This is a genomic window from Streptomyces sp. WI03-4A (assembly GCF_033792105.1).
GTDB classification, from domain to species: Bacteria; Actinomycetota; Actinomycetes; order Streptomycetales; family Streptomycetaceae; genus Streptomyces; species Streptomyces collinus_A.
Genome location: NZ_JARAUO010000034.1, coordinates 14,397 through 39,472 on the forward strand (window position 1 = coordinate 14,397; position 25,076 = coordinate 39,472).

General features: G+C 74.8%; 20 protein-coding genes and 1 pseudogene. 12 read left to right on the top strand and 9 right to left on the bottom strand.

The genetic code is table 11. From position 1 onward, the window contains the following. Nucleotides 1-16 precede the first annotated feature (16 nt). On the bottom strand, nt 17-766 hold the full coding sequence (locus PV343_RS28375; RefSeq protein WP_319149840.1) for a DUF4142 domain-containing protein: 750 nt from the start codon (nt 764-766) through the stop codon (nt 17-19). Nucleotides 767-1,014: 248 nt separating this feature from the next. On the opposite strand from PV343_RS28375, the gene PV343_RS28380 reads away from it, so the two are divergent. The 4 genes from PV343_RS28380 (at nt 1,015) to PV343_RS28395 (ending at nt 4,307) form a co-directional block, all read left to right on the top strand. After that, the gene (locus PV343_RS28380; RefSeq protein WP_319149841.1) at nt 1,015-1,701 is read left to right on the top strand and encodes a DUF6445 family protein; all 687 of its coding nucleotides are present in this window, start codon (nt 1,015-1,017) and stop codon (nt 1,699-1,701) included. A gap of 92 nt (nt 1,702-1,793) precedes the next feature. Continuing rightward, nucleotides 1,794-2,507 (top strand): DUF4328 domain-containing protein, encoded by a 714-nt coding sequence (locus PV343_RS28385; RefSeq protein ID WP_319149842.1) that lies wholly within the window; start codon nt 1,794-1,796, stop codon nt 2,505-2,507. A 76-nt stretch (nt 2,508-2,583) separates the two neighbouring features. Then, on the top strand, nt 2,584-3,249 hold the full coding sequence (locus PV343_RS28390; RefSeq protein WP_319149843.1) for an SDR family NAD(P)-dependent oxidoreductase: 666 nt from the start codon (nt 2,584-2,586) through the stop codon (nt 3,247-3,249). Nucleotides 3,250-3,359: 110 nt separating this feature from the next. Beyond that, nucleotides 3,360-4,307, top strand: a complete 948-nt coding sequence (locus PV343_RS28395) for an MIP/aquaporin family protein (protein ID WP_319149844.1) — start codon at nt 3,360-3,362, stop codon at nt 4,305-4,307. 136 nt (nt 4,308-4,443) lie between these two features. Here the strand turns inward: PV343_RS28395 and PV343_RS28400 are convergent, their stop codons facing one another. Continuing rightward, on the bottom strand, nt 4,444-5,790 hold the full coding sequence (locus PV343_RS28400; protein ID WP_319149845.1) for a hypothetical protein: 1,347 nt from the start codon (nt 5,788-5,790) through the stop codon (nt 4,444-4,446). A 113-nt stretch (nt 5,791-5,903) separates the two neighbouring features. On the opposite strand from PV343_RS28400, the gene PV343_RS28405 reads away from it, so the two are divergent. Next, complete coding sequence (locus PV343_RS28405) at nt 5,904-7,223, top strand: molybdopterin-dependent oxidoreductase (RefSeq protein WP_319149846.1); 1,320 nt, start codon at nt 5,904-5,906, stop codon at nt 7,221-7,223. Between the two features lie 32 nt (nt 7,224-7,255). Beyond that, nucleotides 7,256-7,714 (top strand): hypothetical protein, encoded by a 459-nt coding sequence (locus PV343_RS40465; RefSeq protein ID WP_388240557.1) that lies wholly within the window; start codon nt 7,256-7,258, stop codon nt 7,712-7,714. A gap of 179 nt (nt 7,715-7,893) precedes the next feature. Here the strand turns inward: PV343_RS40465 and PV343_RS40470 are convergent. From PV343_RS40470 to PV343_RS28420, 3 genes and pseudogenes are all read right to left on the bottom strand, one after another. Next, a pseudogene (locus tag PV343_RS40470) lies at nt 7,894-8,331 on the bottom strand (class I SAM-dependent methyltransferase); the annotation flags it as partial. After that, a complete protein-coding gene (locus PV343_RS28415; protein WP_319149848.1) occupies nt 8,328-8,939 on the bottom strand; it encodes a DUF2064 domain-containing protein in 612 nt (203 codons plus the stop codon). The gene PV343_RS28415 and the pseudogene PV343_RS40470, both read right to left, overlap by 4 nt. Nucleotides 8,940-8,994: 55 nt before the next feature. Then, on the bottom strand, nt 8,995-9,693 hold the full coding sequence (locus PV343_RS28420; protein ID WP_319149849.1) for a glycosyltransferase family 2 protein: 699 nt from the start codon (nt 9,691-9,693) through the stop codon (nt 8,995-8,997). 106 nt (nt 9,694-9,799) lie between these two features. Between PV343_RS28420 and PV343_RS28425 the strand changes: the two genes are divergently transcribed. Beyond that, nucleotides 9,800-10,567, top strand: a complete 768-nt coding sequence (locus PV343_RS28425; RefSeq protein ID WP_319149850.1) for a response regulator transcription factor — start codon at nt 9,800-9,802, stop codon at nt 10,565-10,567. Nucleotide 10,568: 1 nt separating this feature from the next. After that, nucleotides 10,569-11,681 (top strand): HAMP domain-containing sensor histidine kinase, encoded by a 1,113-nt coding sequence (locus tag PV343_RS28430; protein ID WP_319149851.1) that lies wholly within the window; start codon nt 10,569-10,571, stop codon nt 11,679-11,681. A 72-nt stretch (nt 11,682-11,753) separates the two neighbouring features. Here PV343_RS28430 and PV343_RS28435 read toward each other — a convergent pair whose 3' ends face one another. After that, entirely contained in the window at nt 11,754-12,743 is a 990-nt protein-coding gene (locus PV343_RS28435) for an NAD-dependent epimerase/dehydratase family protein (protein ID WP_319149852.1), read from the bottom strand. 76 nt (nt 12,744-12,819) lie between these two features. Further along, nucleotides 12,820-13,878, bottom strand: a complete 1,059-nt coding sequence (locus PV343_RS28440) for a PucR family transcriptional regulator (protein WP_319149853.1) — start codon at nt 13,876-13,878, stop codon at nt 12,820-12,822. Between the two features lie 303 nt (nt 13,879-14,181). Here PV343_RS28440 and PV343_RS28445 point away from each other — a divergent pair, with 303 nt between their 5' ends. The 4 genes from PV343_RS28445 (at nt 14,182) to PV343_RS28460 (ending at nt 23,890) form a co-directional block, all read left to right on the top strand. Beyond that, nucleotides 14,182-16,248: a flotillin family protein gene (locus tag PV343_RS28445; protein ID WP_319149854.1), complete on the top strand. Its 2,067-nt coding sequence runs from the start codon at nt 14,182-14,184 to the stop codon at nt 16,246-16,248. A gap of 112 nt (nt 16,249-16,360) precedes the next feature. Then, entirely contained in the window at nt 16,361-21,202 is a 4,842-nt protein-coding gene (locus PV343_RS28450; protein WP_319149855.1) for a DNA repair ATPase, read from the top strand. Between the two features lie 187 nt (nt 21,203-21,389). Continuing rightward, a complete protein-coding gene (locus PV343_RS28455; protein ID WP_319149856.1) occupies nt 21,390-22,229 on the top strand; it encodes a hypothetical protein in 840 nt (279 codons plus the stop codon). Between the two features lie 263 nt (nt 22,230-22,492). Next, the gene (locus PV343_RS28460) at nt 22,493-23,890 is read left to right on the top strand and encodes an FAD-binding oxidoreductase (RefSeq protein WP_319149857.1); all 1,398 of its coding nucleotides are present in this window, start codon (nt 22,493-22,495) and stop codon (nt 23,888-23,890) included. Nucleotides 23,891-23,894: 4 nt separating this feature from the next. Here the strand turns inward: PV343_RS28460 and PV343_RS28465 are convergent, their stop codons facing one another. Beyond that, complete coding sequence (locus tag PV343_RS28465; RefSeq protein WP_319149858.1) at nt 23,895-24,770, bottom strand: DUF2637 domain-containing protein; 876 nt, start codon at nt 24,768-24,770, stop codon at nt 23,895-23,897. A gap of 36 nt (nt 24,771-24,806) precedes the next feature. Then, complete coding sequence (locus PV343_RS28470; protein WP_319149859.1) at nt 24,807-25,040, bottom strand: hypothetical protein; 234 nt, start codon at nt 25,038-25,040, stop codon at nt 24,807-24,809. Nucleotides 25,041-25,076: the final 36 nt, after the last annotated feature.

The window sequence follows — 25,076 nt, forward strand, 5'->3', positions numbered from 1 at the left end:
GCCCGTACCGAAGGCCCTAGGGCGCGGTCGGGCTCGGGGCGGGGGCCGCGCCGCCGGAGCCGCCGCCCGCGCCGGTGAGCCCGTCGATGTTCACCGGCGTCGACGTGGCGTTCGGCGGCGGGGTGAGCACCACCTCGGGCTGGCCGGCGGGCGGCGGCGGCGGGGTGACCGCCGAGTCGGGCAGCTTAGGCGGGGTGGTCTGCTGGAAGAGGGTCTGGTCGAAGTCGACCAGACCGGTCTTCTCCATCACCGTGATGTGGTCGAGCACGGTGTCGTTGGCCTGGTCGGCCAGGGCCCGCACCAGCGAGTTCTTGGTCGTGGACCGGATCTTCGCCACCGTGTTGAAGATCGAACCGTGCGTCATCCGCAGGATGTTGGCGAAGTCGGTGTCGAACTGCTTGCCGCTGTCCCCCTTCAACTGGGTGACAAAGCCCTCCTGTTGCGGGCTCGCGATGTTGGGCAGCGTGATGTTCAGCATGGGCGCGATCTTGCGGCAGGTGGTGTCCAGCGCCGCGTGCCCGTCGATCAGGTGCTTGCTGGCCTCCAGCACCCCCTTGGACGTGCCCTTCTGCAGGCCGATCTGGCCCACCGGGTACTCCCACAGCCCCGCCGCCCGCACCTTCACCACGAAGTCCCGGTCCGACTCCGTCAGCGGGCCCCACTGGGTGTTGGCGATGACCCGGGTCGGTGAGCTGGAGACGGTGTTGATCCCGAGCATGCTCGGATAGGCCAGTGCGCCGAGGGTCAGGGCCATCGCACCGCCCACGAAAAGGGTTCCCGTCGCATTCCGCGAAAAGCGCACCGTGCCTCCTGCCCGGTCATGGATCCCGCCGTCAGGCGGTTCGGACGCACAGCAGTACGGATGCCGGAGCCGTTTGTGTCGGTGCTCCGGGTAAAGATTTCGGATCGGGCCGGTAAGGGGCGGTTCACGGGGGCGCCCCTTTGGACGGCCATTGGTCAAAGGTTGACCGTTCCCCGGGAGAAGCGGCCGACGGGCGGGCCTAGATTCGCCGCATGTCCCCGCAGCCACCTTCCCGGACGCCCGCCGCTCTGCCCGTCCTGCCGTACCGCAAGCCCACCGGGGGCCGCGACTACTGGGTGCTGGACGACGTCCTGCCGGACGCCGACGCGGTGCGCGAGCGGTGCCTGGCCAAGGACGACTGGGTCAAGGGGCACCCCTATACCTCCGAGTCCTGGCCGGGGCTGCGGGCCATGCCCGGTCTGGAACCCGGTGAACTCGCCCGTGTCGAACGGCTGGTGAAGAAGGCGACGGGCGCCCGGGAGCTGTGGGTGCAGGCGACGCCCGGCGGCGGCACCCTCAACCACAACTGCGTCCAGGTCGTCGGTGCGGGCGAGAGCGAGCCGCGCCCGCACACCGACTCCCGCGCGCTGTGCCGGTACGCGGCGGTGCTGTACCTCAACCCGCACGTGCCCAAGGACTGCGGCACCAGCTTCTACCGCCAGTCCCTGCCCGGCGGCCGGCTCGGCGGCAACGTCGTCCAGGCACCCCACAACAACCTGGTCGACGCCCTGGGCACCCGCTTCGTGCCCGCCGACGCCTTCGAGGAGGACGTCCGCGTTCCGCACCGCGCCAACCGCCTCCTCCTCTACAACGCCAACCTCGTGCACAGCGCCACCGGCTACCACGGCGTGGAGCTGGCGGAGAAGCGGATGACGGCCGTCTTCTTCTGGATGGCCTGAGCGGGACGCCCCGCGCGGCGGCCCGCGCACACCTGGCCCTTCGTTGGCGTGTCCCTGTCGATCAAGGGTGCCGGGTGCGCCAGGATGACCCGGTGAACGAAGAGATACGTCAGCCGGCCGCCCCGTCCGGCCTCGCCCTGCGGCCCGTCCGGCTCTCCGGGCGGCTGGCCGCGGGGACGCTGTCGCTCGCGGGGCTCGCCTGGGTGCTGCGGGCGGTGTGGGAAGTGCGGCTGTCGGCCGCGGGGGAGCCCGACTCCGGGCCGCCGGACCAGGGCGACGGGGTGCACCGGCCGCTGACCGCGCTGGAGGACTCCTACCACCGGGTGTCCTCGGTCGGGGGTGTCGTCGCCTTCCTGTGCGCGATGTTCTTCCTCGCCTGGCTGTGGCGGGTGCGGGACAACGCGCGTGCGCTGACCGGGCAGCGGCCGAAGTACGCCGGGATCTGGGTGTTGCTCGGCTGGATCGTGCCGGTCGTGAACCTGTGGTTCCCGCGCGGGATCGTCGCCGACGCCTTCCGCACCACCGCGCCGGGGCGGAAGCTGCCCGTCTGCGTCAACGTGTGGTGGGGGCTGTGGCTGGTCGGCATGCTCAGCGGGGTCGGACTGATCCAGAACGACTCCACCGACGAGGTCATCGCCCGGGCCTACAGCGAGGTGTGGCCGCTGCTGGTCTCCGACGTCGCCGTCGTCGGGGCCGCCGTGGCCGGTGTGTTCGTCGTGCGGGCCGTCACCGCGGCCCAGCTGGAGCGCAGCCGGCAGGGCGCGGCCCCGGCCGTGGTGCGGGTGGGGCCGGGCGGCGAGGAGTAGCCGTCCCCGGTGCCCGGTCGGTCCCGGCGGGTCGCGGCGGGTGGTGGACGGCCGCCGGAGGGGCGAGGATTCCCGCATGAGCGTCTTCGCCGTCGTCGGGGCCGGACCCGGTCTCGGGTACGCCGTCGCCCGCCGGTTCGGGCGGGAGGGGTACGCCGTCGCCCTGCTAGCCCGGGACCCGCACCGCCTCGACGAGCTGGTGGCGGGCCTCGCCGGGGAAGGCGTCACCGCCCGGGGGTTCAGTGCCGACGTGCGCCGGCCCGAGGAGCTGGTCGCGGCCCTGCGGGACGCCGCCGCCGTGCTCGGTACCGTCGAGGTGCTGCAGTACAGCCCGGTGCCGCACCGCGACTTCATGCGGCCCGTGCTGGAGACCCGGCACCGGGACCTGCTCGGGCCGATCGAGTTCTCGGTGTACGGGCCGGTCGCCGCGGTGCAGCAGGTGCTGCCGGGGATGCGGGAACTGGGGCGCGGGACCATCCTGCTCGTCAACGGCGGGACGGCCGCCGTACCGCACCCGGAGCGCGCGGGAACGTCGATCGCGTTCGCCGCGGAGAGCGCGTACGGCCATCTGCTGCACGACCGGCTGGCCCCCGAGGGGATCCACGTCGGGCAGCTGGTGATCCCGGGCGCGATCACGGCCGGACACGTCCGCAAGGACCCCTCCGTGCTGGCGGACACCCTGTGGGCGATGCACCGGGACCGGCACGGCTACCGGCACTACGCCGACGACCTGGACGGCTGACCCCCGGCCGACCGGCCGCCACCCTGTGGAGATCGGGTCGCCCTGCGTGATGGGCGTTTGTGGGCCAATATGGTGATGTTGGCCGCATTGCTCTCTTCAAGGGGGCCTCCATGGCTGTCGAAATCCCTACGCTCATCAAGCCCTCCCGGCTCAGAAGCCGGGGCGGTCTGCTCGGTGAGTGCGTGGCGGAGTTCCTCGGGACCTTCGTCCTCATCTCCTTCGGCTGCGGCGTGGTCGCGATGGCGGTCGCCGCACTGCCCGGTTCGGGCCGTGCCGCCACCCCCACGACGATCTTCCTCGCGGCGGGCGACTGGCTGCTCATCACCTGGGGCTGGGCCTTCGCCGTCGTCTTCGGTGTGTACGTGGCCGGAGGCGTCAGCGGCGCCCACATCAACCCGGCGGTGACCCTGGCCATGGCCGTGCGCCGAAGGTTCCCCTGGCTGAAGGTGCTGCCCTACTGGTTCGCGCAGATCGTGGGCGCGTTCGCCGGGGCGGCGCTGGTCTACCTGGTCTACCACCAGGCGATCAACGCCTTCGACGCCGCGGTGCCGGGGCCGAAGGTGAACGGGCACACCAATGCCACGTTCTCCATCTTCGCGACCTTCCCGGCCCCGTACTTCCACGGCGGGATCTGGGGGCCGCTGATCGACCAGATCGTCGGCACGGCCTTCCTGCTGATGCTGATCGCCGCCGTCCTCGACCTGCGCAACCAGGCCGTGAAGGCCAACCTCGCACCGCTGATCGTGGGCTTCGTCGTCGCCGCGATCGGCATGTCGTTCGGCGCGAACGCGGGCTACGCCATCAACCCGGCCCGCGACTTCGGGCCGCGCCTGTTCACTTGGGCGCTGGGCTGGGACAGTCTGGCCTTCCCGGGCACGGTGGCCGGCTCGTTCAGCGGCTACTGGTGGATCCCGATCGTGGGGCCGCTGATCGGCGCCGTGGTCGGCATCCTGATCTACGACCTGTTCATCGGCGACGTGCTGGTGGTGCGCCAGGAGATGGCCGAACTGCCCGAACCGGGCCGTGCCCGCCCGGTGCGGGAGACCGACGACGAGTGACTGCTCCGGCTCGGCCGCGGCCGCTGCTCTGCGGGCCGCCGAGGCGATCCCCTCCAGGGCCGCCCAGGCGGCTCGGGAGCGCCCGGCGGCCGCCGAGGGTGAGGGCGGCCCAGGTGTGCGGGTGCTCGCCGAAGCGTCACCAGCCGGTCAGCAGCAGGTGGTTCAGGAGCAGGGCGAGTATCGCCTGTGCGGCGAGCCAGGCGCGGGGGCGGGGGAGGTACGCGCACGCCGGCAGCAGCCACATCGCGAACGGCAGCCAGATGCGCTCCGTCTCGGCCTTGCTCATCCCGGACAGATCGGCGACGAGCAGGGCCAGGAGCGCCGCGCAGACGAGCAGCGCCAGCCGGGCGGGGGCGGTGCGCGGCGGCGTGCCGTCACCCGTGGTGCGGGCGGCGAGCGCGACGGACGCGCGGCGCAGGCCCGCCACCGTCGCCGGGCCGGTGATCAGCACCGCGCACGCGAGGTTGGCCCACACCCAGTAGCCGTAGGGCCGGCGGCCGCCGACGCCCTGGAAGTACCGGGTCACCAGCAGGTGGTACGCCGTCCACCAGTCGAATCCGGCGAGCGTGAACGCCACCGGTACGACGGCCAGTCCGGCGAGCAGGGCCGCGAGCAGCACCGGGCGGCCCCGGACCCCGTCCCGGCCGAGCAGCAGGACCGCGAGCACCGGGAGCGCTACGAGCGTCAGGCCGTAGGACAGGTAGCAGGTCAGCCCGAGGAGCAGCCCGGAGGCCGCCGCCAGGACCGGGGACCGGCGGGTGACCGCGAGCGCGAGCAGCGCCACCGTCCAGGCGGCGACCGCGGCGAACCAGCCGTCGGCGGAGACGCCGAACCAGACGGCGGCCGGGGTGAGCACCAAAAACGGCGCGGCCGCGCGGGCCGGGGTCTCGCCCGCCAGGGCCCGCACGGCGACCAGGACGGCGACGCAGGCCGTCGCACCGGTGAGCACGCACCACATGCCGGCCCAGCCGCCACCGTGCAGCCCGGCGCGGTCGAGGAGGACGAAGGTGAGGGTGGCGGCCGGCGGGTGGCCGGCGACATGGGCCGGCCAGGGGTCGGGGGTGCCGGCGACGATGTGGTGGGTGAAGTCGCGCAGGCTGGCCGGGATGTCGTGGAAGCGGCCGATGACCCGCAGGTACTCCTCGCGGGTGGTGAGGCGGCCGGCCAGGCCCCGGTGCCAGCCGTCGACGAGGGCGAGCGAGAGGATCCAGGCCGCGGCCGCGGCCCAGGCGGTGGCGAGCAGCGCGGGCCAGGTCAGCCGGGCGGCCAGGGACGGCCCGTAGGCCACGCCGGCCACCGCGAGCAGGACGGCGGCCGGCGTGCCGGGGCCCACGTGCGGGTCCCACCGGGCCAGCAGCGGCGGCCAGTGCACGTAGAGGACGTGGCGAGTGTCCTGGATGTGGCGGCCGACCAGGACGGCCACCGCCACGAGCAGGGCGGCGGCGCCGACGGCGTACAGGTCGCGGCGCGGGGAGCGGGTCACGTCGGCACGGTAGGCCGCCCGGCTCCGCAGGGTCCGCCGTCCGGGCCGGACGTCAGCGTTTCGTCATGGGTCGCTCCCCGCCCACCGGGCCTGTTCCGGCCTACGGTCGAAGCATGCGCGACCGTCCCCGGCTTCCCGTCTCACCCGCGTTCTGGCGCAGCCCGCTGCGCGGCCCCTGGTTCACCTCGGTGCTCGGCCTCGTCCTGCTCGTCGGCATCACGGTGCTGTTCGTCACCGGTCTGCTGTCGTACGCGGCCTACAACCCGGACCTGTCCCCGGTGAACGACACGACCCCCGGCAAGGGGGTCCTCGGCTTCTACCTCTTCCCGTGGCCGACCGGCCCGGTGTGGCTGTACCGCTTCACCCAGGGCCTGCACGTCACCCTCGGCATCACCCTGATCCCGGTACTGCTGGCCAAGCTGTGGTCGGTGGTGCCGCGGCTGTTCGCGCTGCCGCCGGCCCGCTCGCTCGCGCACGCGCTGGAGCGGATCTCGCTGCTGCTGCTGGTCGGGGGCGGCTTGTTCGAGTTCACCACAGGGGTGCTCAACGTCCAGCTCGACTACGTCTTCCCCGGCTCCTTCTATCCGCTGCACTTCTACGGGGCGTGGGTGTTCTTCGCCGCGTTCGTGGCGCACGCCGTCCTGAAGGCGCCGGCGGCGGTGCGCACCGTACGACGGCGGCGCCGGGGGGGCGCGCGGGAGGCGGACGTGCGGCGGGGAGGCGTGCCGGAGGAAGGCGTGCGGCGGGGAGGCGTGCCCGAGGAAGGCGTGCGGGAGGAGGGCGACCTGGTCGCGCCGCGTCCCGATCCGCCCACCGTCTCCCGGCGCGGGGCGCTGGCCCTGGTCGGCGGCGGCTCGCTGCTGCTGTTCCTGACCACGGTGGGGCAGAGCCTGGGCGGCCCCTTCCGCCGTACCGCCCTGCTCGCCCCGCACGGCGGGCCCGACCCGGCCGGCGGCCCGAACGGCTTCCAGATCAACAAGACCGCCGCCTACGCCGGGATCGACCCGGCGGAGACGGGGGAGGACGCGTGGCGGCTCGTGGTCACCGGGCGCACCGGGACCGTCCGGCTCGACCGCGCCCAGTTGCTGCGGATGCCGCTGCACAGCTCCTCGCTGCCGATCGCCTGCGTGGAGGGCTGGTCCACCGCCGACCAGTGGTGGCGCGGGGTGCGGCTGCGCGACCTCGCGGCGCTCGTCGGCTACGACGGCGACCCGCCGGACCTGTTCGTGGAGTCCCTGCAACGGCACGGCGCCTTCCGCCGCGCGGCGCTGCGCGCGAACCAGGTGGCGGACGGCCGCTCCCTGCTCGCCCTGTACGTCAACGGCGAGGAACTGTCCCCCGACCACGGCCACCCGGCCCGGATCATCGTGCCCGCGGCGCCCGGGGTGCTCAACACCAAGTGGGTGGCCCGGCTGACCTTCGGAGACCTGTGATGCAGCAGCCTGTGATGCGGCGGAGACCCGTGATGCCGCGCCGCCTCCCCGTCGGCAGCCCGTTCCAGCTCCTGCTGCTCGGCTGCTCCTTCGCGCTCGCCGGGTACGCCGCCGTACGGCTCCTGGCCGGTGACTGGTTCGGGGTGGCGCTGTGGATCGTGGGCGCCGCCCTGCTGCACGACCTCGTCCTGCTGCCGCTGTACGTGGTGCTGGACCGGGCGGTGGTGCGCGGCCTCGACGCGGCCGGGCGACGGGCGTGGCTGGCGTACGTGCGGGTGCCGGCCGTGCTGTCGGGGCTGCTCCTGCTCGTGTGGTCGCCGCTGATCCTGGACCTGGTGGGGCCGCGCTACCGCTCCGCCACCGGTCGGTCGGCCGACGTGTTCCTCGGCCGCTGGCTGCTGATCACGGCCGTGCTCTTCGGCGGCTCGGCGCTGCTGCTGGCGGTGCGGGTGCGCAGGGCGACGAAACGGCGGCCGCCGGCCGTCCACTGAGCGACCGCCCGCCATCCGGGCCGGTCCGCGTGCCGGAGCAGGGCGGGGGTGCCGACCCGCGCCCAGGGGAACGGTTCGCCGGCGGGCTCCCGGCCGGGGGTGACGACCCGCACCTCGGTCCGCTCCTCGACGTCCAGCGGCGCCGTCTCGGCGATCAGCAGACCGCCGGGCGCGAGCAGCCGGGCCATCCGGCGCAGCAGGGCGGGCACGTCGCCGCCGATGCCGATGTTGCCGTCCATGAGCAGCACGGTGCCCCAGCGGCCCTCGCCGGGCAGCGGCTCGAAGACCGAGCGGCGCAGCGCCTGGCCGCCGACGGTCACGGTGCGGGCGACGGCGGCCTCGCTGACGTCGACGCCGAGGACGGTACGGCCCCGGGCGGCGAGTTCCGCCACCAGTCGGCCCGGCCCGCAGCCGACGTCCAGGACGGCGCCCTCGCAGCGGTCCAGCACCGCCCGGTCCACGGCGTCCGCACCGGCGCACCAGCGCTCCACCTCCAGCGGCAGCAGCCATCCGTCGGCGCGTTGCAGGAACAGCGGGCCCCGGCCGGTGCGCAGGGCCGTGGCGTACGGGTCGGAGCCGGCCCAGGCGGGCGCGGCCGGGACGGCCGGGGCGCTCACCGGCCGGCCGCGCAGCCGGCCAGCCGGGCGGCGAAGGCGCCGTGCGGGGCGAGCGCGGCGACCGCCCGGGCGTCGGCGGCGGTGTCGACGTCCCGTAGCCGGGGCAGGTCCCGCACCCGCAGCCCCGCGGCCACCAGACGCTCCCGCTGCACGGCCCCGGTCACCGGCGTCGACATCGGCACGCCCCGCAGCAGCCCGGGTTCGGGGCGGGCCAGGCCCAGCGCCCAGAAGCCGCCGTCCTCGGCCGGGCCGAACCAGGCGTCGCAGTCCGCGAAGTCCACGGTGAGCAGGTCCGGGGTGACCTGCGGGGTGTCCATGCCGATCAGCAGGGCGGGCCCGGAGCAGCGGGCGAACGCGTCGGCGAGCCGTGCGTCGAGGCCGCCCGCGCACTGCGGTACGACCTCGAAGCCGGGCGGCAGCCAGCGGCCCGGACGGCCGTCGAGCACCAGCAGCCGGCGCGCGGCCGGGGCCCCGGCCACCGCCCGCAGCGTGTCCGCGAGCGCGGCCTCGGCGAGACCGGCGGCCTGCTCCGGACTGAACGGCGGCGTCAGCCGCGTCTTGACCCGCCCGGGCCGGGGTTCCTTGGCGATGACGAGGAGAGTGATCATGAAAGCCTTTCTGGGCCGGAGCCCGAAGTCGGGGCTGCGCCGGCGCCCCTAGCCGCTAAACACGCACGACCGGCGGCTCGTTCAGCACCGCGCTCATGTCCCGCACCGCCTGCCAGGTCCCCCGCCAGGTACCGGTGACCTTCGACGCTCCCGTGCGGGGCAGGTAGGGCACGTCGTGCTCGGTCACCCGCCAGCCCGCGTCGGCCGCGCGGACCACCATCTGCAGGGGATAGCCGCTGCGCCGGTCGGTCAGGCCGAGGGCGAGCAGCGGCTCGCGACGGGCGGCGCGCAGCGGACCGAGGTCGTGCAGCCGCAGCCCGGTGCGGCGGCGCAGCAGCCGGGTGAGCGCGAGGTTGCCGGCGCGGGCGTGCACCGGCCACGCGCCGCGGGTCAGCGGCCGGCGCCGGCCGAGCACCAGGTCGGCCCGGCCGGCGCGGACCTCGTCGACGAAGGGGACCAGACGGCCGGGGTCGAGGGAGGCGTCGCAGTCGCAGAAGCACACCACGTCGGCGGTGGCGGCCAGCAGCCCGGCGTGGCAGGCGGCGCCGAACCCGCGCCGCTCCTCGCGCACGACGGTCGCGCCGAGGGAGCGCGCGACATCGGCGGAGCCGTCCGTGGAGCCGTTGTCGACGACGAGGGCGCGCCAGCCGGCCGGGACGCGGGCGAGGACCCAGGGCAGGGCACCGGCCTCGTTCAGGCAGGGCAGCACGACGTCCACGCCGGGTGGGGGCGATGAGGTGGTCACGACGTTCACCCTACGAACATCAATCGTGACAAAGCGGGCTTGCGCTGCTTACGAAACGCGGACGTCCGGCACCGGGGCCGGGCTCCGGCGGCGGCGTGGTGCCAGGGTGGAGTACATGCAGCAGCCGTACGCATCCCCGCACGCCGGACCGGAGCCCGGGCCGCCCCCGGGCACGCGGGGACGGGTCCTCGTCGTCGACGACGACCCGACCGTCGCCGAGGTCGTCGCCGGGTACCTGGACCGCGCCGGATACACCGTGGACCGGGCCGCCGACGGCCCGGCCGCCCTGGAGCGCGCCGCCGCGCACCGGCCCGACCTGGTCGTGCTGGACCTGATGCTGCCCGGCATGGACGGCCTCGAGGTGTGCCGGCGGCTGCGCGAGCACGGGCCGGTGCCGGTCGTCATGCTCACCGCGCGCGGCGACGAGGAGGACCGCGTCCTCGGTCTCGAGGTCGGCGCCGACGACTACGTCACCAAGCCGTTCAGCCCCCGGGAACTGGTGCTGCGGGTGGACTCGGTGCTGCGCCGGGCCCGGCCCGCCGCGCCGCAGCACCCACGGGGCCCGTACGGCCCGTTCGGCGCGGCCGGTCTGAGCGTCGACCCGGCTGCCCGCCGCGCCACCAAGAACGGCGCCGAACTGGCCCTCACGCTGCGCGAGTTCGACCTGCTCGCGTTCCTGCTGCGGCACCCGGGGCGGGCGTTCGCCCGGGAGGAGCTGATGCGGGAGGTGTGGGGCTGGGACTTCGGCGACCTGTCGACCGTCACCGTGCATGTGCGCCGGCTGCGCGGCAAGGTCGAGGACGACCCGGCGCGGCCGAGGCTCATCCGGACGGTGTGGGGCGTCGGCTACCGCTTCGACGCCACCGGGACGGAGGCCGACTGACGTGCGCGACACCCTCTTCATCGCCCTGTACGCCTTCCTCGGCGCCGCCGCCACCGGCGTCGCCGGAGCGGCCGTGCTGCGCCTGATCCGCCGGCGCTCCCTCACCCTGTCGCTCGCGGTGGTGGCCGCCGTCGGAGTGGTGGCCATGCTCGCCGGGACGATGGCCGTGGCCCGGGCGATGTTCCTGTCCGCGCACGACCTGCGGGTGGTCACCGCCGTCGTGGCCATGGCGGCCGTCGTCTCCCTGGTCACCGCGCTGCTGCTGGGCCGCTGGGTCGTCGCCCGCAGCCGGGAACTCGCCGACGCGGCCCGTCACTTCGGCGACGGCGGCGCCTTCGCCGCGCCCGCCGCGCCGGCCACCGCGGAACTGGCCGCGCTCAGCCGCGAGCTGGCCGCCACCAGCGCCAGGCTCGCCGCCTCCCGGGAGCGCGAGCGGGCCCTGGAGACCTCCCGCCGGGAACTCGTCGCCTGGATCTCGCACGATCTGCGCACCCCGCTGGCCGGGCTGCGCGCCATGTCGGAGGCGCTGGAGGACGGGGTGGCCGCCGACCCCGACCGCTACCTCAAGCAGATCCGCACCGAGGTGGAACGCCTCGACGCCATGGTCGGCGACCTCTTCGAGCTCTCCCGCATCCACGCCGGCACCCTGCCCCTGAGCCCCGCCCGGGTCTCGCTGTACGACCTGGTCGGCGACGCCCTCGCGGGGGTGGGCCCGCTCGCCCGCGAGCACGGGGTCCGGCTGGTCGGCGACCGGGTGGAGCCGGTGCCGGTGGAGGTCGACGGCAAGGAGATGAGCCGGGTGCTGGCCAACCTGCTGGTGAACGCCATCCGCCGCACGCCCGCCGACGGCACGGTGGCGGTCGCCGCCGAGCGGGCGCCCGACGGCGTGCTGCTCTCGGTGTCCGACGGCTGCGGCGGCATCCCCGAGGAGGACCTGCCCCGGGTCTTCGACACCGGCTGGCGCGGCACCGACGCCCGGACCCCGCCCGCGGGCGCGGGCCTGGGGCTGGCGATCGTCCGGGGCATCGTGGAGGCGCACCGGGGCCGGGCGGCCGTACGGAACATCCCGGGCGGCTGCCGCTTCGAGGTGACCCTGCCGCCGGCGGACGGGTAGCTGCCGGAGCCTGGACGCGGCGCCGGGCACCAACTCCTGGTGCCCGGCGCCGCATGACCGCCCCCGTGCCGCTCACTCCCCCCGCGCGAACTCCCGCATGCCCTCGGCGAAGCCGGTCTCCGGCTTCCAGCCCAGTTCGGCCCGCAGGCGGGAGGAGTCCGCCGTGATGTGCCGTACGTCGCCCAGCCGGTACTCGCCGGTGACCACCGGCTCCGGGCCGCCGTGGGCGGCCGACAGGGCGCGGGCCAGGTCGCCGACGGTGTGCGGCTCCCCGCTGCCGGTGTTGTAGACGGTGAGCGCCCCGGGGCGGCCGCCGGCTTCGAGCGCCGTGACGTCGGCGGCGGCCACGTCCCGTACGTGCACGAAGTCCCGCCGCTGCCGGCCGTCCTCGAACACCCGGGGCGCCTCGCCGCGAGCGAGGGCCGAGCGGAAGAAGGAGGCGACCCCGGCGTACGGGGTGTCCCGGGGCATCCGGGGGCCGTACACGTTGTGGTAGCGCAGCGAGACCGCCGAACCGTCCGTGGCGCGGGCCCAGGACGCCGCCAGGTGCTCCTGGGCGAGCTTGGTCGCCGCGTAGACGTTGCGCGGGTCGGCCGGTGCGTCCTCGGTGACGAGGCCGGGGGACAGCGGCGCCCCGCAGGCGGGGCAGCCCGGTTCGAAGCGGCCCGCCGCCAGGTCGGCGGCGGCGCGCGGCCCGGGGCGCACGACGCCGTGCGCGGCGCACTCGTACCGGCCCTCCCCGTACACGACCATCGACCCGGCGAGCACCAGCCGCCGTACGCCCGCCGCGGCCATCGCGGCCAGCAGCACGGCGGTGCCCAGGTCGTTGCGGGAGACGTACGCGGCCGCGTCCGCGACACCGTCCCCGAGGCCCACCATGGCCGCCTGGTGGCAGACCGCGTCCACCCCGGGCAGCGCCGCGGCGACGGCCGCCGGGTCCCGCACGTCGGCGCCGGGATCGTCCCGTACGTCGAACACGACCGGCTCGTGCCCGGACGCCCGCAGCGCGTCCACGACATGGGACCCGATGAACCCGGCACCGCCGGTGACCAGTACTCGCATACGCCCACGCTAGGACCGCGACCCGGCCGGACCCGCTCATCCCGGGCGGTGCGTCACCACTCCGTAAGGACTCCCCTCACAGCGGCTTGGCGGGCCAGTCCAGCAGCCGGGCGCCGATCACCGCCGTCTGCAGCGTGTACCGGTGCGCCGGGTCGGACGGGTCGGCGCCGGTCAGCTTGTGGATGCGTTCCAGGCGGTAGGTCAGGGCGCGCACGCTGAGCGCGAGCCGGCGGGCGGCCTCGGCGGCCACGCAGCCGGAGTCGAAGTAGGCGGTCAGCGTGTCCAGCAGCGGCCGCGGGCCGCCGCGGGCCGCGGTGAGCGGGCCGAGCGTGTGCGAGACCAGGTCGGCCATGGCCTGCCGGTCGCGGGCCAGTACCGGGTACACCAGCAGGTCGGCGGCGCGCAGCAGCGGCTGGTCGAGGTCGAGCCGCGCGGCCATCTCCAGCGCGGCGAGAGCCTCCTCGTACGACTGCACGACCCCGCCGGGGCCCGGCCGCGGCCGGCCCACCGCGACCCGGCAGCCCTCGCCGGCCGCGTACGCCTGCCGGGCGAAGTGGGTGACCACCTCGTCCTCGTCCCCGGGCGCGACGCACAGCAGCCGGCCGTTCTTGGTGGTGAGCAGGATGTTGCGGGCGTCGAAGCGGGCGAGGACCGCCCGCTCCACCTGCCGGGTCACCGGATCGCCCTCGGCGTACGGGGCCGGGCCCTGCGCGACGGCGACCGCGTGCGCCCGGGACAGCCGCAGGCCGAACCGCTCGGCGCGCTCGGCGAGCCGGCCCAGGTCGCTGCGGCCGTAGAGCAGGTCGTCGATGAACTCCCGGCGCGCGGCCTCCTCCCGGCGCATGGCGAGCCGCTGGGCGCGTTCGTAGCCCTCGGCGAACGCGTCGATCGCCTGCTGCACGGCGGCCAGCGTGCTGTCGGCCGAGCCGGGGGTGCCGGGCCAGGCGGCCCGGGCGGCGGCGAGGTGGGCGACGACCAGCGCGCGCAGTCCGTGTCCGGCGTCGGCGGCCTGCTCGCCCAGGGCGCGGCGGGCCGCCAGTTCCTCCCGGCTCAGCCGCCGGCCGGTGGCCGCAGCCCGCGCCAGGGCGCCCGCGTACCCCTCCAGGTAGTGCTCCGGTATCCCCTGCTCCGACACGCCGTCCCCCCGATCGCCGTGGCCCTGCGTCCCCGCGTTCCCGTGTCCCCGTTGTCCCCGTGTCCCCGTGTCCCCGTACCCCCGTTGTCCCCGGCGTGACGCTGACGGTCTCCCGGCGTCCGTCCGGCATCGAGACCCTAGTGAACATTGCCGGAAACCGGCAATGCGCGGGCGAACTCCCCTCGTGCACCATCGCGCAAGGGGAGCACTACGGATGGCTCCGGTGCCGGGCACCGGAAGGCGTCGCGCACCGGAGCCGGGGGCTCTTCCGCCTTCGTCGCCCGACGCTCAAGGACGTATGCCATGGAAGCCCTCGGCGTGCTCGTCGCCGCATGTCTCGTCGTCGTACCGCTCGCGCTGCTGGCCTTCTCCCGCCTGTACCGCAAGGTGGACCAGGGCCGGGCGCTGATCGTGTCCCGGACCCGCAAGGTCGACGTGTCGTTCACCGGCCAGGTCGTGCTGCCGGTGCTGCACCGGGCCGAGGTCATGGACATCTCGGTGAAGACCATCGAGATCAGCCGCTCCGGCCGGGACGGGCTGATCTGCCGCGACAACATCCGCGCCGACATCCGCATCTCGTTCTTCGTGAAGGTCAACAAGACCGTCGAGGACGTCATCCGGGTCGCCCAGTCCGTCGGCACCGAGCGCGCCAGCCACCAGGACACGCTGCAGACGCTGTTCCACGCGAAGTTCTCCGAGGCGCTGAAGACCGTCGGCAAGCAGATGGACTTCACCGACCTGTACACCAAGCGCGAGGAACTCCGGTACCACATCATCGAGTTGATCGGTGTCGACCTCAACGGCTACCACCTCGAGGACGCGGCGATCGACTACCTGGAGCAGACCCCGCTCGCCCAGCTCGACCCGGCCAACGTCCTCGACGCCCAGGGCATCCGCAAGATCACCGAACTGACGGCGATCGAGCACGTGCGCACCAACGAGGCCCGGCGCACCGAGGAGAAGGAGATCACCCGCCAGGACGTCGACGCCCGGGAGGCCATCCTGGAGCTGGAGCGCCGGCAGGCCGACGCCGAGATCAAGCAGCGCCGGGAGATCGAGACCTCCCGGGCCCGCGAGGAGGCCGAGACCGCCCGCGTGGTGGAGGAGGAACGGCTGCGCGCCCAGGGCGCCTTCCTGCGCACCGAGGAGCAGCTCGGCGTGCAGCGCGAGAACCAGGCCCGCGAGGTCGCGGTCGCCGCGAAGAACCGCGAGCGGGTCATCGCCGTGGAGAACGAGCGCATCGAGAAGGACCGCATGCTGGAGGTCATCGCCCGGGAACGGGAGACCCAGCTGACGCGGATCGCCGCCGAGAAGGAGGTCGAGGCGGAGAAGCGGGACATCGCCGAGGTCATCCGGGAGCGGGTCGCGGTGGACCGCACGGTCGCCGAGCAGGAGGAGTCCATCAAGAAGCTGCGCGCGGTCGAGCAGGCCGAGCGCGACCGGCAGGCCCTCGTCATCGCCGCCGAGGCGGAGGCGCAGGAGAAGCTGGTCAAGGACATCAAGGCGGCCGAGGCCGCCGAGCAGGCCGCCACCCACCGCGCCGCCGAGGAACTCACCCTCGCCGAGGCCCGGCTGAAGACGGCCGACTTCGACGCCCGGGCCAAGCTGCGGCTCGCCGAGGGCGTGCAGGCGGAGGCCGCCGCCGAGGGCCTGGCCGCCGTCCAGGTCCGCGACAAGGAGGCCGAGGTCACGGTCAAGGCCGGCCGGGCCGAGGCCGAGGCCACCGCGGCCCGGCTGCGCGCGGAGGCCGAGGGCGGCCAGGCCAAGGCGCTCGCGGAGGCCGAGGGCGCCCGCGCCAAGGCCCTCGCGGAGGCCACCGGCATCGGCGAGAAGCTGAAGGCCGAGGCCGCGGGCCTGACCGACAAGGCGGCCGCCATGGCCGCCCTGGACGAGGCGTCCCGGGGCCACGAGGAGTACCGGCTGCGGCTGCAGGCGGAGAAGGAGATCCGGCTGGCCGGCCTGGAGACCCAGCGGCAGGTCGCCGAGGCGCAGGCCACGGTCCTCGCGACCGGCCTGGAGAACGCCGACATCGACATCGTCGGCGGGGAGTCCGTCTTCTTCGACCGGCTGGTGTCCGCTGTCTCGCTCGGCAAGGGCGTCGACGGCTTCGTCGACAACTCCCGTACGGCGCAGGCGCTCGCGGCACCCTGGCTGGACGGTTCGGGCAGCTTCACCGACGACCTGGGCCGGATGCTCGGCTCGCTCGGCGCGGCCGACGTGCAGCACCTGACGGTCTCGGCGCTGCTGATGAAGCTGATGAACTCCGGCGGCCCGGAGGCCGGCCAGGTGCGGCAGCTCCTCGACCGGGCCGGCGAGCTGGGGCTCGCCGACACCCCGCTGACCGCGCTGAACGGCACCGCCCGGGTGTGACGGCCGGGGCCGGGCCCCGCACGGGGGTCGCCGGCCCGGCCCCGCCGTACCCCGTCGCGTCCACCGCACCGAAGCCCACCGTCCCGCACGCCCGCGAAGGGAAACGTCCTCCATGGCCACCGCCCCGGAGACGGGTTCGTACGACACCGTCGACGCCGGCACCTACGAGGTGCTGCGCGACCGGCTCGCCGCCCAGGCCGCCGACCTGGCCCGGCGGGCCGAGGCCCTCAACGGGCGCCGCGCCGAGGAGTTCGGCTCCGCCGGGTTCGCCCTGCGGGCCACCGGGCGGCTGCGCACCGGGCACGCGTGCGTGCCCCGCGACGTCGTCGCCGTCGGGGACGTGCTGCTGTTCGGCGGCACCGGCCGTCAGACCGAGGACACGGCGGTCGGGGACGTCCTCGGCCTGTACGACCGGGACCTGAACCGGCTGCCCGAGGACGCCGTGCCCGGCCTGCTCGACGACCCGGCGTTCCGGCGGGAGTTCACCGCCCTGCACCGCTACTACCGGCAGGCCCGGCTGCTGCGGCTGCGCCGCCTGGACGACCGGCTGCTCGCGGTGTTCCGCACCGGCGAGAAGGCCGACGACGTCCGCGCCCTGCGCTGGGACCTCACCGCCGGGGGCGGTGCCCGGTTCCTGGACGCGCGCGGCGACCGCGACGACACCGCCGCGCCCGCGCACGACTTCGACTGGACCGCCACCACCCGCGAGGACCACGTCCTCGGCCGGGACCCGTACGTGTCGGTGCCCGGCGGGGTGGGCGTGGCGACCGTCGGCGGCCGGCTCACCGTGCGCGGCCCGGAGGGCGAGGAGCTGTACGCCGATCCGGTCGAGGAGCCGCTGCAGGCACTCGCGGACGCCGCCGTCGCCCACGCGCGCGTGGGGGCGCTCGTCCTGCTGCGGGTGCGGCCGTACAAGGAGGACACCGACCGGTACCTGGTGTTCAACACGCTGACCGGGTCGGTGCTCCGGCTCGACGGGATCGGCCGGGCGTGCCGCCGGCTGCCCGAGGACCAGGGCATCGTCTTCCCGGGCGGCTACTGCCTGGCCGGCGGCGCCCACAAGACGTACGACCTGGACACGGCCGGACTCGAACCGGAGCGGGAGGTGCGCTCGCCCAACGGCGAGGACGTGCTCTACGCCTTCCGCTCCCGGGCGGCCGGCCACGCCCTGCTGCTGTCGTACAACACGCTCCGCAAGGAGGTCGCGGGCCCGCTGCCCTGCCGGGGCTGGGCCCTCTTCGAGGACGGCGCCCTGGCCGTGCTGCGCGCGGACGGCGACGAACCCGCGCACGCGCACACCCTGCAGTGGTGGACCTCGCCGTACGTCTCCGACACCCAGGCCGCCGCCCTGCGCACCGGCACCGGGGCCCTGGCCCGGGTCGGCAACGCCGACCTCGTGCGCGGCCTCGCCGACTGCCTGTCCGTCGCCCGGCTCGTCGCCGACGGCATCGAGACCGGTGAGGGCTACCGGGCGCTGGCCGCCGCCTGCGTGCGCGCCGCCGACACCCACCACTGGCTGGCCGAACCCGAACTCGGCGACCTCAGGCAGCCGTTGGACGCCGTGCGGGAGACGGCCGAGCAGGTGCTCGGCGAGTTCGAGACCGTACGGGAGCTGACCCGGCAGGCCGCCGCCGCGCTGGAGGAGGCCGCGGACCGGATCACCGCCGTGGTCCGCCGGCTGCGCGGCGAGGCCCCGCGGGACGCCGCCGCCTGGGTGCGCGGCCTCACCGAACTCCGGCACGCCCACGGCCATCTGCTCACCGTCAAGGAGCTGCGCCACGCCGACACCGCCCGCGTGGACGAACTGGCCGCCGGGGCGGAGGCCGACCTGGCGGCCTTCGGGCGGCGGGCGGTGTCCTTCCTGGCCCGCGAGGACGCCTTCGCGGCACAGCACGCGGACGTCGAACAGCTCGTGGAACAGGCCGGCTCGATCCCGACCGCGGCCGCGGCCGGCCCCGTCACCGCCCGCCTCGACGACCTGGCCGACGGGCTGCGCACGGTCACCGAGGTCGTCACCGGCCTCGACATCGCCGACGCCACCGTCCGCACGGGCGTGCTGGAGCGGATCGCCGACGTCCTCGGCGGCGTCAACCGGGCCCGCGCCACCCTCGACGTCCGCCGCCGCGCCCTGCTCGACCACGAGGGCCGCGCCGAGTTCGCCGCCGAGACCGCCCTGCTGGCCCAGGCGGTCACCGCGGCACTCGCCACCGCCGACAGCCCCGAGAGCTGCGACGACCAACTCGCGCTGCTGCTGGGCCGCCTGGAGGACCTGGAGGCGAGGTTCGCCGAGTTCGACGACTTCCTCGCCGAGGTCGCCGGCACCCGCACCGAGATCTACGAGGCGTTCGCCGCCCGCAAGCAGTCCCTCGCCGACGCCCGCGCCCACCGCGCCGAGCAACTGGCCGGCTCCGCCGCCCGGGTGCTGGAGACCGTCAACCGCCGCGCGGCCACGCTCGACGGCACCGACGCGATCACCACCTACTTCGCCTCCGACCCGATGGTCGCCAAGGTCCGCCGCACCGCCGCGGAGCTGCGGGCCCTCGGCGACAGCGTGCGCGCCGAGGAGCTCGACGGCCGGCTCAAGGCCGCCCGCCAGGAGGCCGCCCGCGCCCTGCGCGACCGCGCCGACCTGTACGCCGACGACGGCCGGACCCTGCTCCTCGGCGGCCACCGCTTCGCCGTCAACACCCAGCCCCTCGACCTCACCCTGGTGCCGCACGGCGACGGCCTCGCCTTCGCCGTCACCGGCACCGACTACCGCCGGCCGGTGACGGACCCGGGCTTCGCCGGCACCCGCCCGTTCTGGGACCGCCGGCTGCCGTCCGAGTCGCCCGGGGTCTACCGCGCCGAGCACCTCGCCGCCCGGCTGCTGGCCGAGCGCGGTCCGGCCGCGCTCGCCGCCGCCGATCTGCCCGCCCTGGTCCGGGAGGCGGCGCAGGCGGCGTACGACGAGGGCTACGAGCGCGGGGTCCACGACCACGACACCACCGCGATCCTGACCGCGCTGCTCCCGCTGTACGACGGCGCCGGCACCCTGCGCCACGAGCCAGCCGCCCGCGCGGCGGCCCAGTTGTTCTGGACCCACGGCACCGCCCCGGAGGCCCGCGCGGCCTGGACCCGGCGCGCGGTGTCCCTCGCCCGGGCCCGGGACACCTTCGGCCCCGTCGCCGGGATCGCCGAGTTGACCGGGGAGTTGGCCGGGGCGATCGGGGCGTGGGACGAGGCCGCCGACGCCGGTCCGGCCGCCGCCTACCTCTTCGACGAGCTGACCACCGGCGACGCCTTCGTCCTCGGCGCGGCCGCCCGCACCCTGCTGGACAAGTTCCGGCACGCGGTCGGCGGCACCACCTACCTCCGCGACCTGGCGGAACTGACCGGCCTGAGCGCCCGCCGGCAGGTGGTGGAGGCGTGGCTGACCGCGTTCGCCACCGCGTCCGGCGCCGGGACGGCCCCCGGCGAACTGGCCGAGGCGGTGGCCGCCGAACTCTGCCCTGATCTCCCCCGTCACGACGGCGACGCCCCGCTGACCGCCACCGTCGAGGGCCTGCTGGGCGACCACCCGCGGATCGCCGGCGGCCGGCTGCCCGTGCGGCTGGACGAGTTCCTGGCCCGCACGGCCCGGTTCGCCGAGCGGGAGGTGCCCGCCTTCCGCGCCTACCTGAGCCGCCGCGGCGCCCTGGTGGCGGCCGAGCGCGACCGGCTCCGCCTGGCCGACCACCGTCCCCGGGTCATGTCCGCCTTCGTCCGCAACCGGCTCGTCGACGAGGTCTACCTGCCGCTGGTCGGCGACAGCCTGGCCCGCCAGCTCGGCACCACCGGCGAGTCCAGGCGTACCGACGCCGGCGGGCTGCTCCTGCTGGTCTCCCCGCCCGGCTACGGCAAGACGACGCTCATGGAGTACGTCGCCGACCGCCTCGGCCTGATGCTGGTCAAGGTCAGCGGCCCGGCGCTCGGGCACACCGTCACCTCGCTCGACCCGGCCGACGCCCCGGACGCCACCGCCCGCCGCGAGGTCGAGAAGATCAACTTCGCGCTGGCGGCCGGCAACAACACGCTGCTGTACCTGGACGACATCCAGCACACCTCGCCCGAGCTGCTGCAGAAGTTCATCCCGCTGTGCGACGCGACCCGCCGGGTCGACGGAGTGTGGGACGGCGAGCCGCGCAGCTACGACCTGCGCGGCAAGCGGTTCGCGGTGTGCATGGCCGGCAACCCCTACACCGAGTCCGGCGCGCGCTTCCGGGTGCCCGACATGCTCGCCAACCGGGCGGACGTGTGGAACCTCGGCGACGTCCTCACCGGCAAGGAGGACGTCTTCGCGCTCAGCTTCGTGGAGAACGCGCTCACCGCCAACCCGGTCCTCGCCCCCCTCGCCGGCCGTGACCGCGCCGACCTGGAGCTGCTGGCACGGCTGGCCGCCGGCGACCCCACCGCCCGCGCGGACCGCCTCGCCCGCTCCCTGCCGCCCGCCGAACTCGACCGTGTCCTCGCGGTGCTGCGCCATCTGCTCGCCGCGCGCGACACGGTCCTCACGGTGAACGCGGCCTACATCGCCTCCGCCGCCCGCTCCGAGGAGGCGCGCACCGAACCGCCGTTCCGGCTCCAGGGCTCCTACCGGGACATGAACCGGATCGCCCAGCGGCTGCGCCCGGTCATGAACGACGCCGAGCGCGACGCGGTGATCGCCGACCACTACACGGCCGAGGCCCAGACCCTCACCAGCGGCGCCGAGGCCAACCTGCTGAAACTCGCCGAACTGCGCGGCACCCTCACCGCCGGGCAGGCCGCCCGCTGGGCCGAGGTGAAGGCGGCCCACGTCCGCGCCCGCGCCCTCGGCGGACCCGGCGACGACCCGCTGACCCGCGCCGTGGCCGCCCTCGGCCTGCTCGCCGAGCGGGTGGCCGCGGTCGAGTCCGCCATCACCCGCGCCACCGCCCCCTCCCGGGAGGACTGATGCTGTACTACCTGGCCCCACTGTCGGCCGCCCTCGCCCTGGTCACGTCGTCCACCTACGCCCTGATCCGCCGCGACCGCCGCCTGGCGGACACGTGTCTGGACCGGGACGCCTGAGCCCGGGGGGGTGGGTGGTCGGTGGTGTTTCGCTCGGGGGGTCGCCGGTGCCCGCGGTCTAGGCTCGGTGTGTGGGGCAGCCCGACCAGCGCGCCGAGGGCGCGGGACCGTTCACCACCCGGCTCACCTGGCCGCTGCCCGGCGGCGGCACCGCGGTCTGGGAGTCACGGCTCGCGCGCCGGCGCGGAACGCTCGCCGTCCGGCCGCCCGGCGCCGAGACCGGCCGGCACCGTCCGGCCGACGCCGTGGCCGTCGCCCGGCTGCGCCGGCTCAACACCATCGCCTCGATCGCCTTCGTGATCGGCGGCGCCCTCTTCGCCGCCGGGGCCGCCGTGGCCCGGTACGGCTCGGGCGGCGCCGTCGAGAGCGCCTCGGTCTACTTCGCCGGCGGCCTCTTCTTCAACACCGGCGGCTATGTCTCGCTGCTCCAGACGATCAACGCGCCGCGCCACGACCCGGGCGGCGACCGGCTGGTCACCCGCCCGTGGCGGTGGTGGAGCTACGAACCGATGCGGCTCGACTGGCTCAGTACCTTCCTCCTCTTCGCGGGCACCCTCGTCTTCGGCGTCAACCTGCTGGACTCCTTCCTGCGGGGCCTGAGCGTGCACCAGGTCAACCGCCTGGTCTGGACGCCCGACGTGATCGGCTGCGTGCTCTTCCTGGTCTCGGGACACCTCGCGCTCGTCGAGGTCTGCCACGGCCGCCCCCGGCTGCTGCCGCACCGCCTCGACTGGTGGATCGTCGCCGTCAACCAGCTCGGCTCCGTCCTGTTCATGGTCTCCGCGCTCGCCGCCTACACCCGCCCCGCCACCGGCAGCGCCCTCAACACCGGCATCGCCGACTGGGGCACGCTCACCGGCGCGCTGTGCTTCTCGATCGGCGGCGTGCTCCAGCTCTACGAGCACCCCTAGCGCCCCGCTCCACGAGTCCCCCGAGTCCCCCGGCGTCCTGCGCCCGGAGCCCCCGGCGCCCGTGCAGCGGTGCCCGCGGGGCGGCCGATGTGCGGGGCAGGGCGGCGGGGTGAAGACTGGGACGCGGGCGCGGCCGCATGGGCCCGCCCGCAACGGTTCATCGGTCCGGAGGCGCGGACGGCCGGCGCCTCCGCCTCCGTGGACGTGAGGGCACCGCCCCGTCCACGGCTCACCGGACTCGGGCTCACACAGAGGTCCCTGCCATGGGCACCATCGACGAAGCGGCTGCCGGCAGTCTGCGCGAGGCACTGCGGGGACGTGTGATCACCCCGCACGACCCGGGCTACGACGAGGCCCGCACCATCTACAACGCCATGATCGACCGGCGGCCCGCCGCCTTCGCGCGCTGCGTGGACGTGGCCGACGTACGGGCGACGATCGCCTTCGCCCGCGACCGCGGGGCCGACCTCGCGGTGTTCGGCGGCGGTCACAGCGGACCGGGCCTGTGCCTGGTCGACGACGGACTCGTGCTCGACCTGACACCGATGCGCTGGGTCCGGGTGGACCCCGAGTCGGACACGGTCCAGGTGGGCGGCGGCAGCCGGCTCGGAGACCTGGACCACGCGGCGCACGCCTTCGGCCGGGCCGTGCCGTCCGGGATCATGTCGACCACCGGCGTCGGCGGCCTGACCCTGGGCGGCGGCCACGGCCACCTCACCCGCCGCTACGGCCTGACCATCGACAGCCTGCTCTCGGCCGACGTCGTCCTCGCCGACGGCAGCTACGTCACCGCGTCGCCGGAGAACCACCCGGACCTGTTCTGGGCCCTGCGCGGCGGGGGCGGCAACTTCGGCGTGGTCACCTCGTTCACCTTCCGGCTGCACCCGGTCGGTACGGTCGGCGTCGCGGTGACGGTGTGGCCGGTCGACCGCACGCCCGAAGTGCTGCGCTGGTACCGGGAGTTCCTGCCCGCCGCGCCGGAGGAGCTGAGCGGGTTCTTCGCCGTGCTGGCCGTACCGCCGGGCCCGCCCTTCCCCGAGCCGCTGCACGGGCAGAAGGCGTGCGGGGTCGTCTGGTGCTGCACCGGCGATCTGCACGGCGACCGCCTGGAGGAGGTGCTGGCCGCGGTGTACGAACCGGCGCCGCCCGCCTTCCACTTCACCACGCCCATGCCCTACCCGGGCCTGCAGACCATGTTCGACACCCTGATCCCCGCGGGACTCCAGTGGTACTGGCGCGGTGACTTCTTCGACGCCATCCCCGACGCCGCCGTCGACGTGCACCACAAGTACGCGGAGAACCTGCCGACCGCCCTGTCGACCATGCACCTGTACCCGGTCGACGGGGCCGCGCACCGGGTCGGTCCCGGCGACACGGCCTGGGCCTACCGGGACGCCCTGTGGTCGGGGGTGATCGGCGGCATCGACCCGGACCCGGCCAACGCCGAGCTGGTCCGGGAGTGGTGCGTCGACTACTGGAGCGACCTGCGCCCGCACTCCATGGGCGGCTCCTACGTCAACTTCATTGGCGAGCAGGAGGGCACGGACCGGGTCAGGGCGACCTACCGGGGCAACTATGACCGGCTGGCCGCCGTCAAGCGCGCCTACGACCCGGACAACCTCTTCCACGCCAACCAGAACATCCCGCCGGCCCCGGAGTGAGGACTCACCGGGCGGGCCGCCCCTGTCCCCGGCCCGCGGTGGAACCACCGGACGCGGGCGGGGTCCGGTCCCGGGACGTGCGCTGCCTGGCGGCGCCCCCGCCGGAGGCGGGCGCGGCGGGCCGGGTCCGGTGCCGGGGCAGCACGCGCCGGGGCGGCCTGGTCAGCGTGATCTGCCGGACCAGCTGCTGGAAACAGACCAGCGTCGCGAAGCTCGGCAGCGCGGCGGCCGCCCGGTCCAGGATGTTGTCCGGCGACTCGGCGACGCACAGGGCCATCGCGATCGACGAGAAGAGCAGCACCACGCACCAGGAGTGCACGGCCCGGCGCTGGTGCAGGGCGGCGCGCAGGATGGACAGCGACCCGACCAGCCAGGGACCGAACACCAGCAGCGGCCACCAGGAGACCGCGCCGCTCCCGGTGCGCCCCGTCGCGACGAACAGCAGCGGGTCGTAGGCGACCAGCCCGCCGAAGACGCTCACCGCCGACGCGACGACGCACGCCATCGCGGCGATGCAGTAGCTGGCCGTCCGGATCTTGTCCAGGCGGCGCCGCTCCCGGACCTTGCGATGACCCCGGGCCGCCCGGGCCGCGGTTCTCACGGGTGGCAGCTCCGCTGTGATCTCCACGAGGACGTCGCGGTGGGACACCGGGTCCGCGGACTCGCCGGTGCGGGCGGCCGGGATCCTCGGCTGCTCCTCGATGGCGTCCCGCAGCATGAACGCCAGTTCCTCCGCGGGGTCCCAGCCCGAGTCCGGCGGGGTCAGCGGCGGGTAGAGCACCCCGTCCTGCGCCTGGTACAGGGTGCCGTCGCCCTCGTAGCCGCCGTCCGGATAATCGGTGGGGAAACCCTGGTATTGCCCTGTTCGCTCGTCATGCATGACGCGAATTGCTCATTCCTTCACGAAGGGCGGGGTTCAGATCTCCACCTCGACCCATCGTCTGGAAAGATCACTTTCCAGGCCGCTCATGACGTCCATGAATTCCTGCAGGATCTCCTCGGTCACCTCGAGCGTGACCGGCAGGCCACCCCGCATCAGGATCCCGTTGTACGCGCCTCCGGCGGCCGGCGCGGGGATGTAGGTGAAGGAACCCAGTCGGGTCGATCTCCTTCTGGAGGGAGGGGACTGGTCCCGGACGGAATCGATCACTTGACCCTCGGTTGCCCTCGTCATATTCCCACTAAC

What these genes read in the sequence shown, in the direction of transcription:
- PV343_RS28395 (WP_319149844.1), top strand. Translation starts at nt 3,360, where the DNA reads ATGGCTGTCGAAATCCCTACGCTCATCAAGCCCTCCCGGCTCAGAAGC.
- PV343_RS28415 (WP_319149848.1), bottom strand. Translation starts at nt 8,939, where the DNA reads ATGATCACTCTCCTCGTCATCGCCAAGGAACCCCGGCCCGGGCGGGTC.
- PV343_RS28450 (WP_319149855.1), top strand. Translation starts at nt 16,361, where the DNA reads ATGGCCACCGCCCCGGAGACGGGTTCGTACGACACCGTCGACGCCGGC.
- PV343_RS28435 (WP_319149852.1), bottom strand. Translation starts at nt 12,743, where the DNA reads ATGCGAGTACTGGTCACCGGCGGTGCCGGGTTCATCGGGTCCCATGTC.
- PV343_RS28460 (WP_319149857.1), top strand. Translation starts at nt 22,493, where the DNA reads ATGGGCACCATCGACGAAGCGGCTGCCGGCAGTCTGCGCGAGGCACTG.
- PV343_RS28390 (WP_319149843.1), top strand. Translation starts at nt 2,584, where the DNA reads ATGAGCGTCTTCGCCGTCGTCGGGGCCGGACCCGGTCTCGGGTACGCC.
- PV343_RS28380 (WP_319149841.1), top strand. Translation starts at nt 1,015, where the DNA reads ATGTCCCCGCAGCCACCTTCCCGGACGCCCGCCGCTCTGCCCGTCCTG.
- PV343_RS40465 (WP_388240557.1), top strand. Translation starts at nt 7,256, where the DNA reads ATGCCGCGCCGCCTCCCCGTCGGCAGCCCGTTCCAGCTCCTGCTGCTC.
- PV343_RS28425 (WP_319149850.1), top strand. Translation starts at nt 9,800, where the DNA reads ATGCAGCAGCCGTACGCATCCCCGCACGCCGGACCGGAGCCCGGGCCG.
- PV343_RS28465 (WP_319149858.1), bottom strand. Translation starts at nt 24,770, where the DNA reads ATGCATGACGAGCGAACAGGGCAATACCAGGGTTTCCCCACCGATTAT.
- PV343_RS28405 (WP_319149846.1), top strand. Translation starts at nt 5,904, where the DNA reads ATGCGCGACCGTCCCCGGCTTCCCGTCTCACCCGCGTTCTGGCGCAGC.
- PV343_RS28445 (WP_319149854.1), top strand. Translation starts at nt 14,182, where the DNA reads ATGGAAGCCCTCGGCGTGCTCGTCGCCGCATGTCTCGTCGTCGTACCG.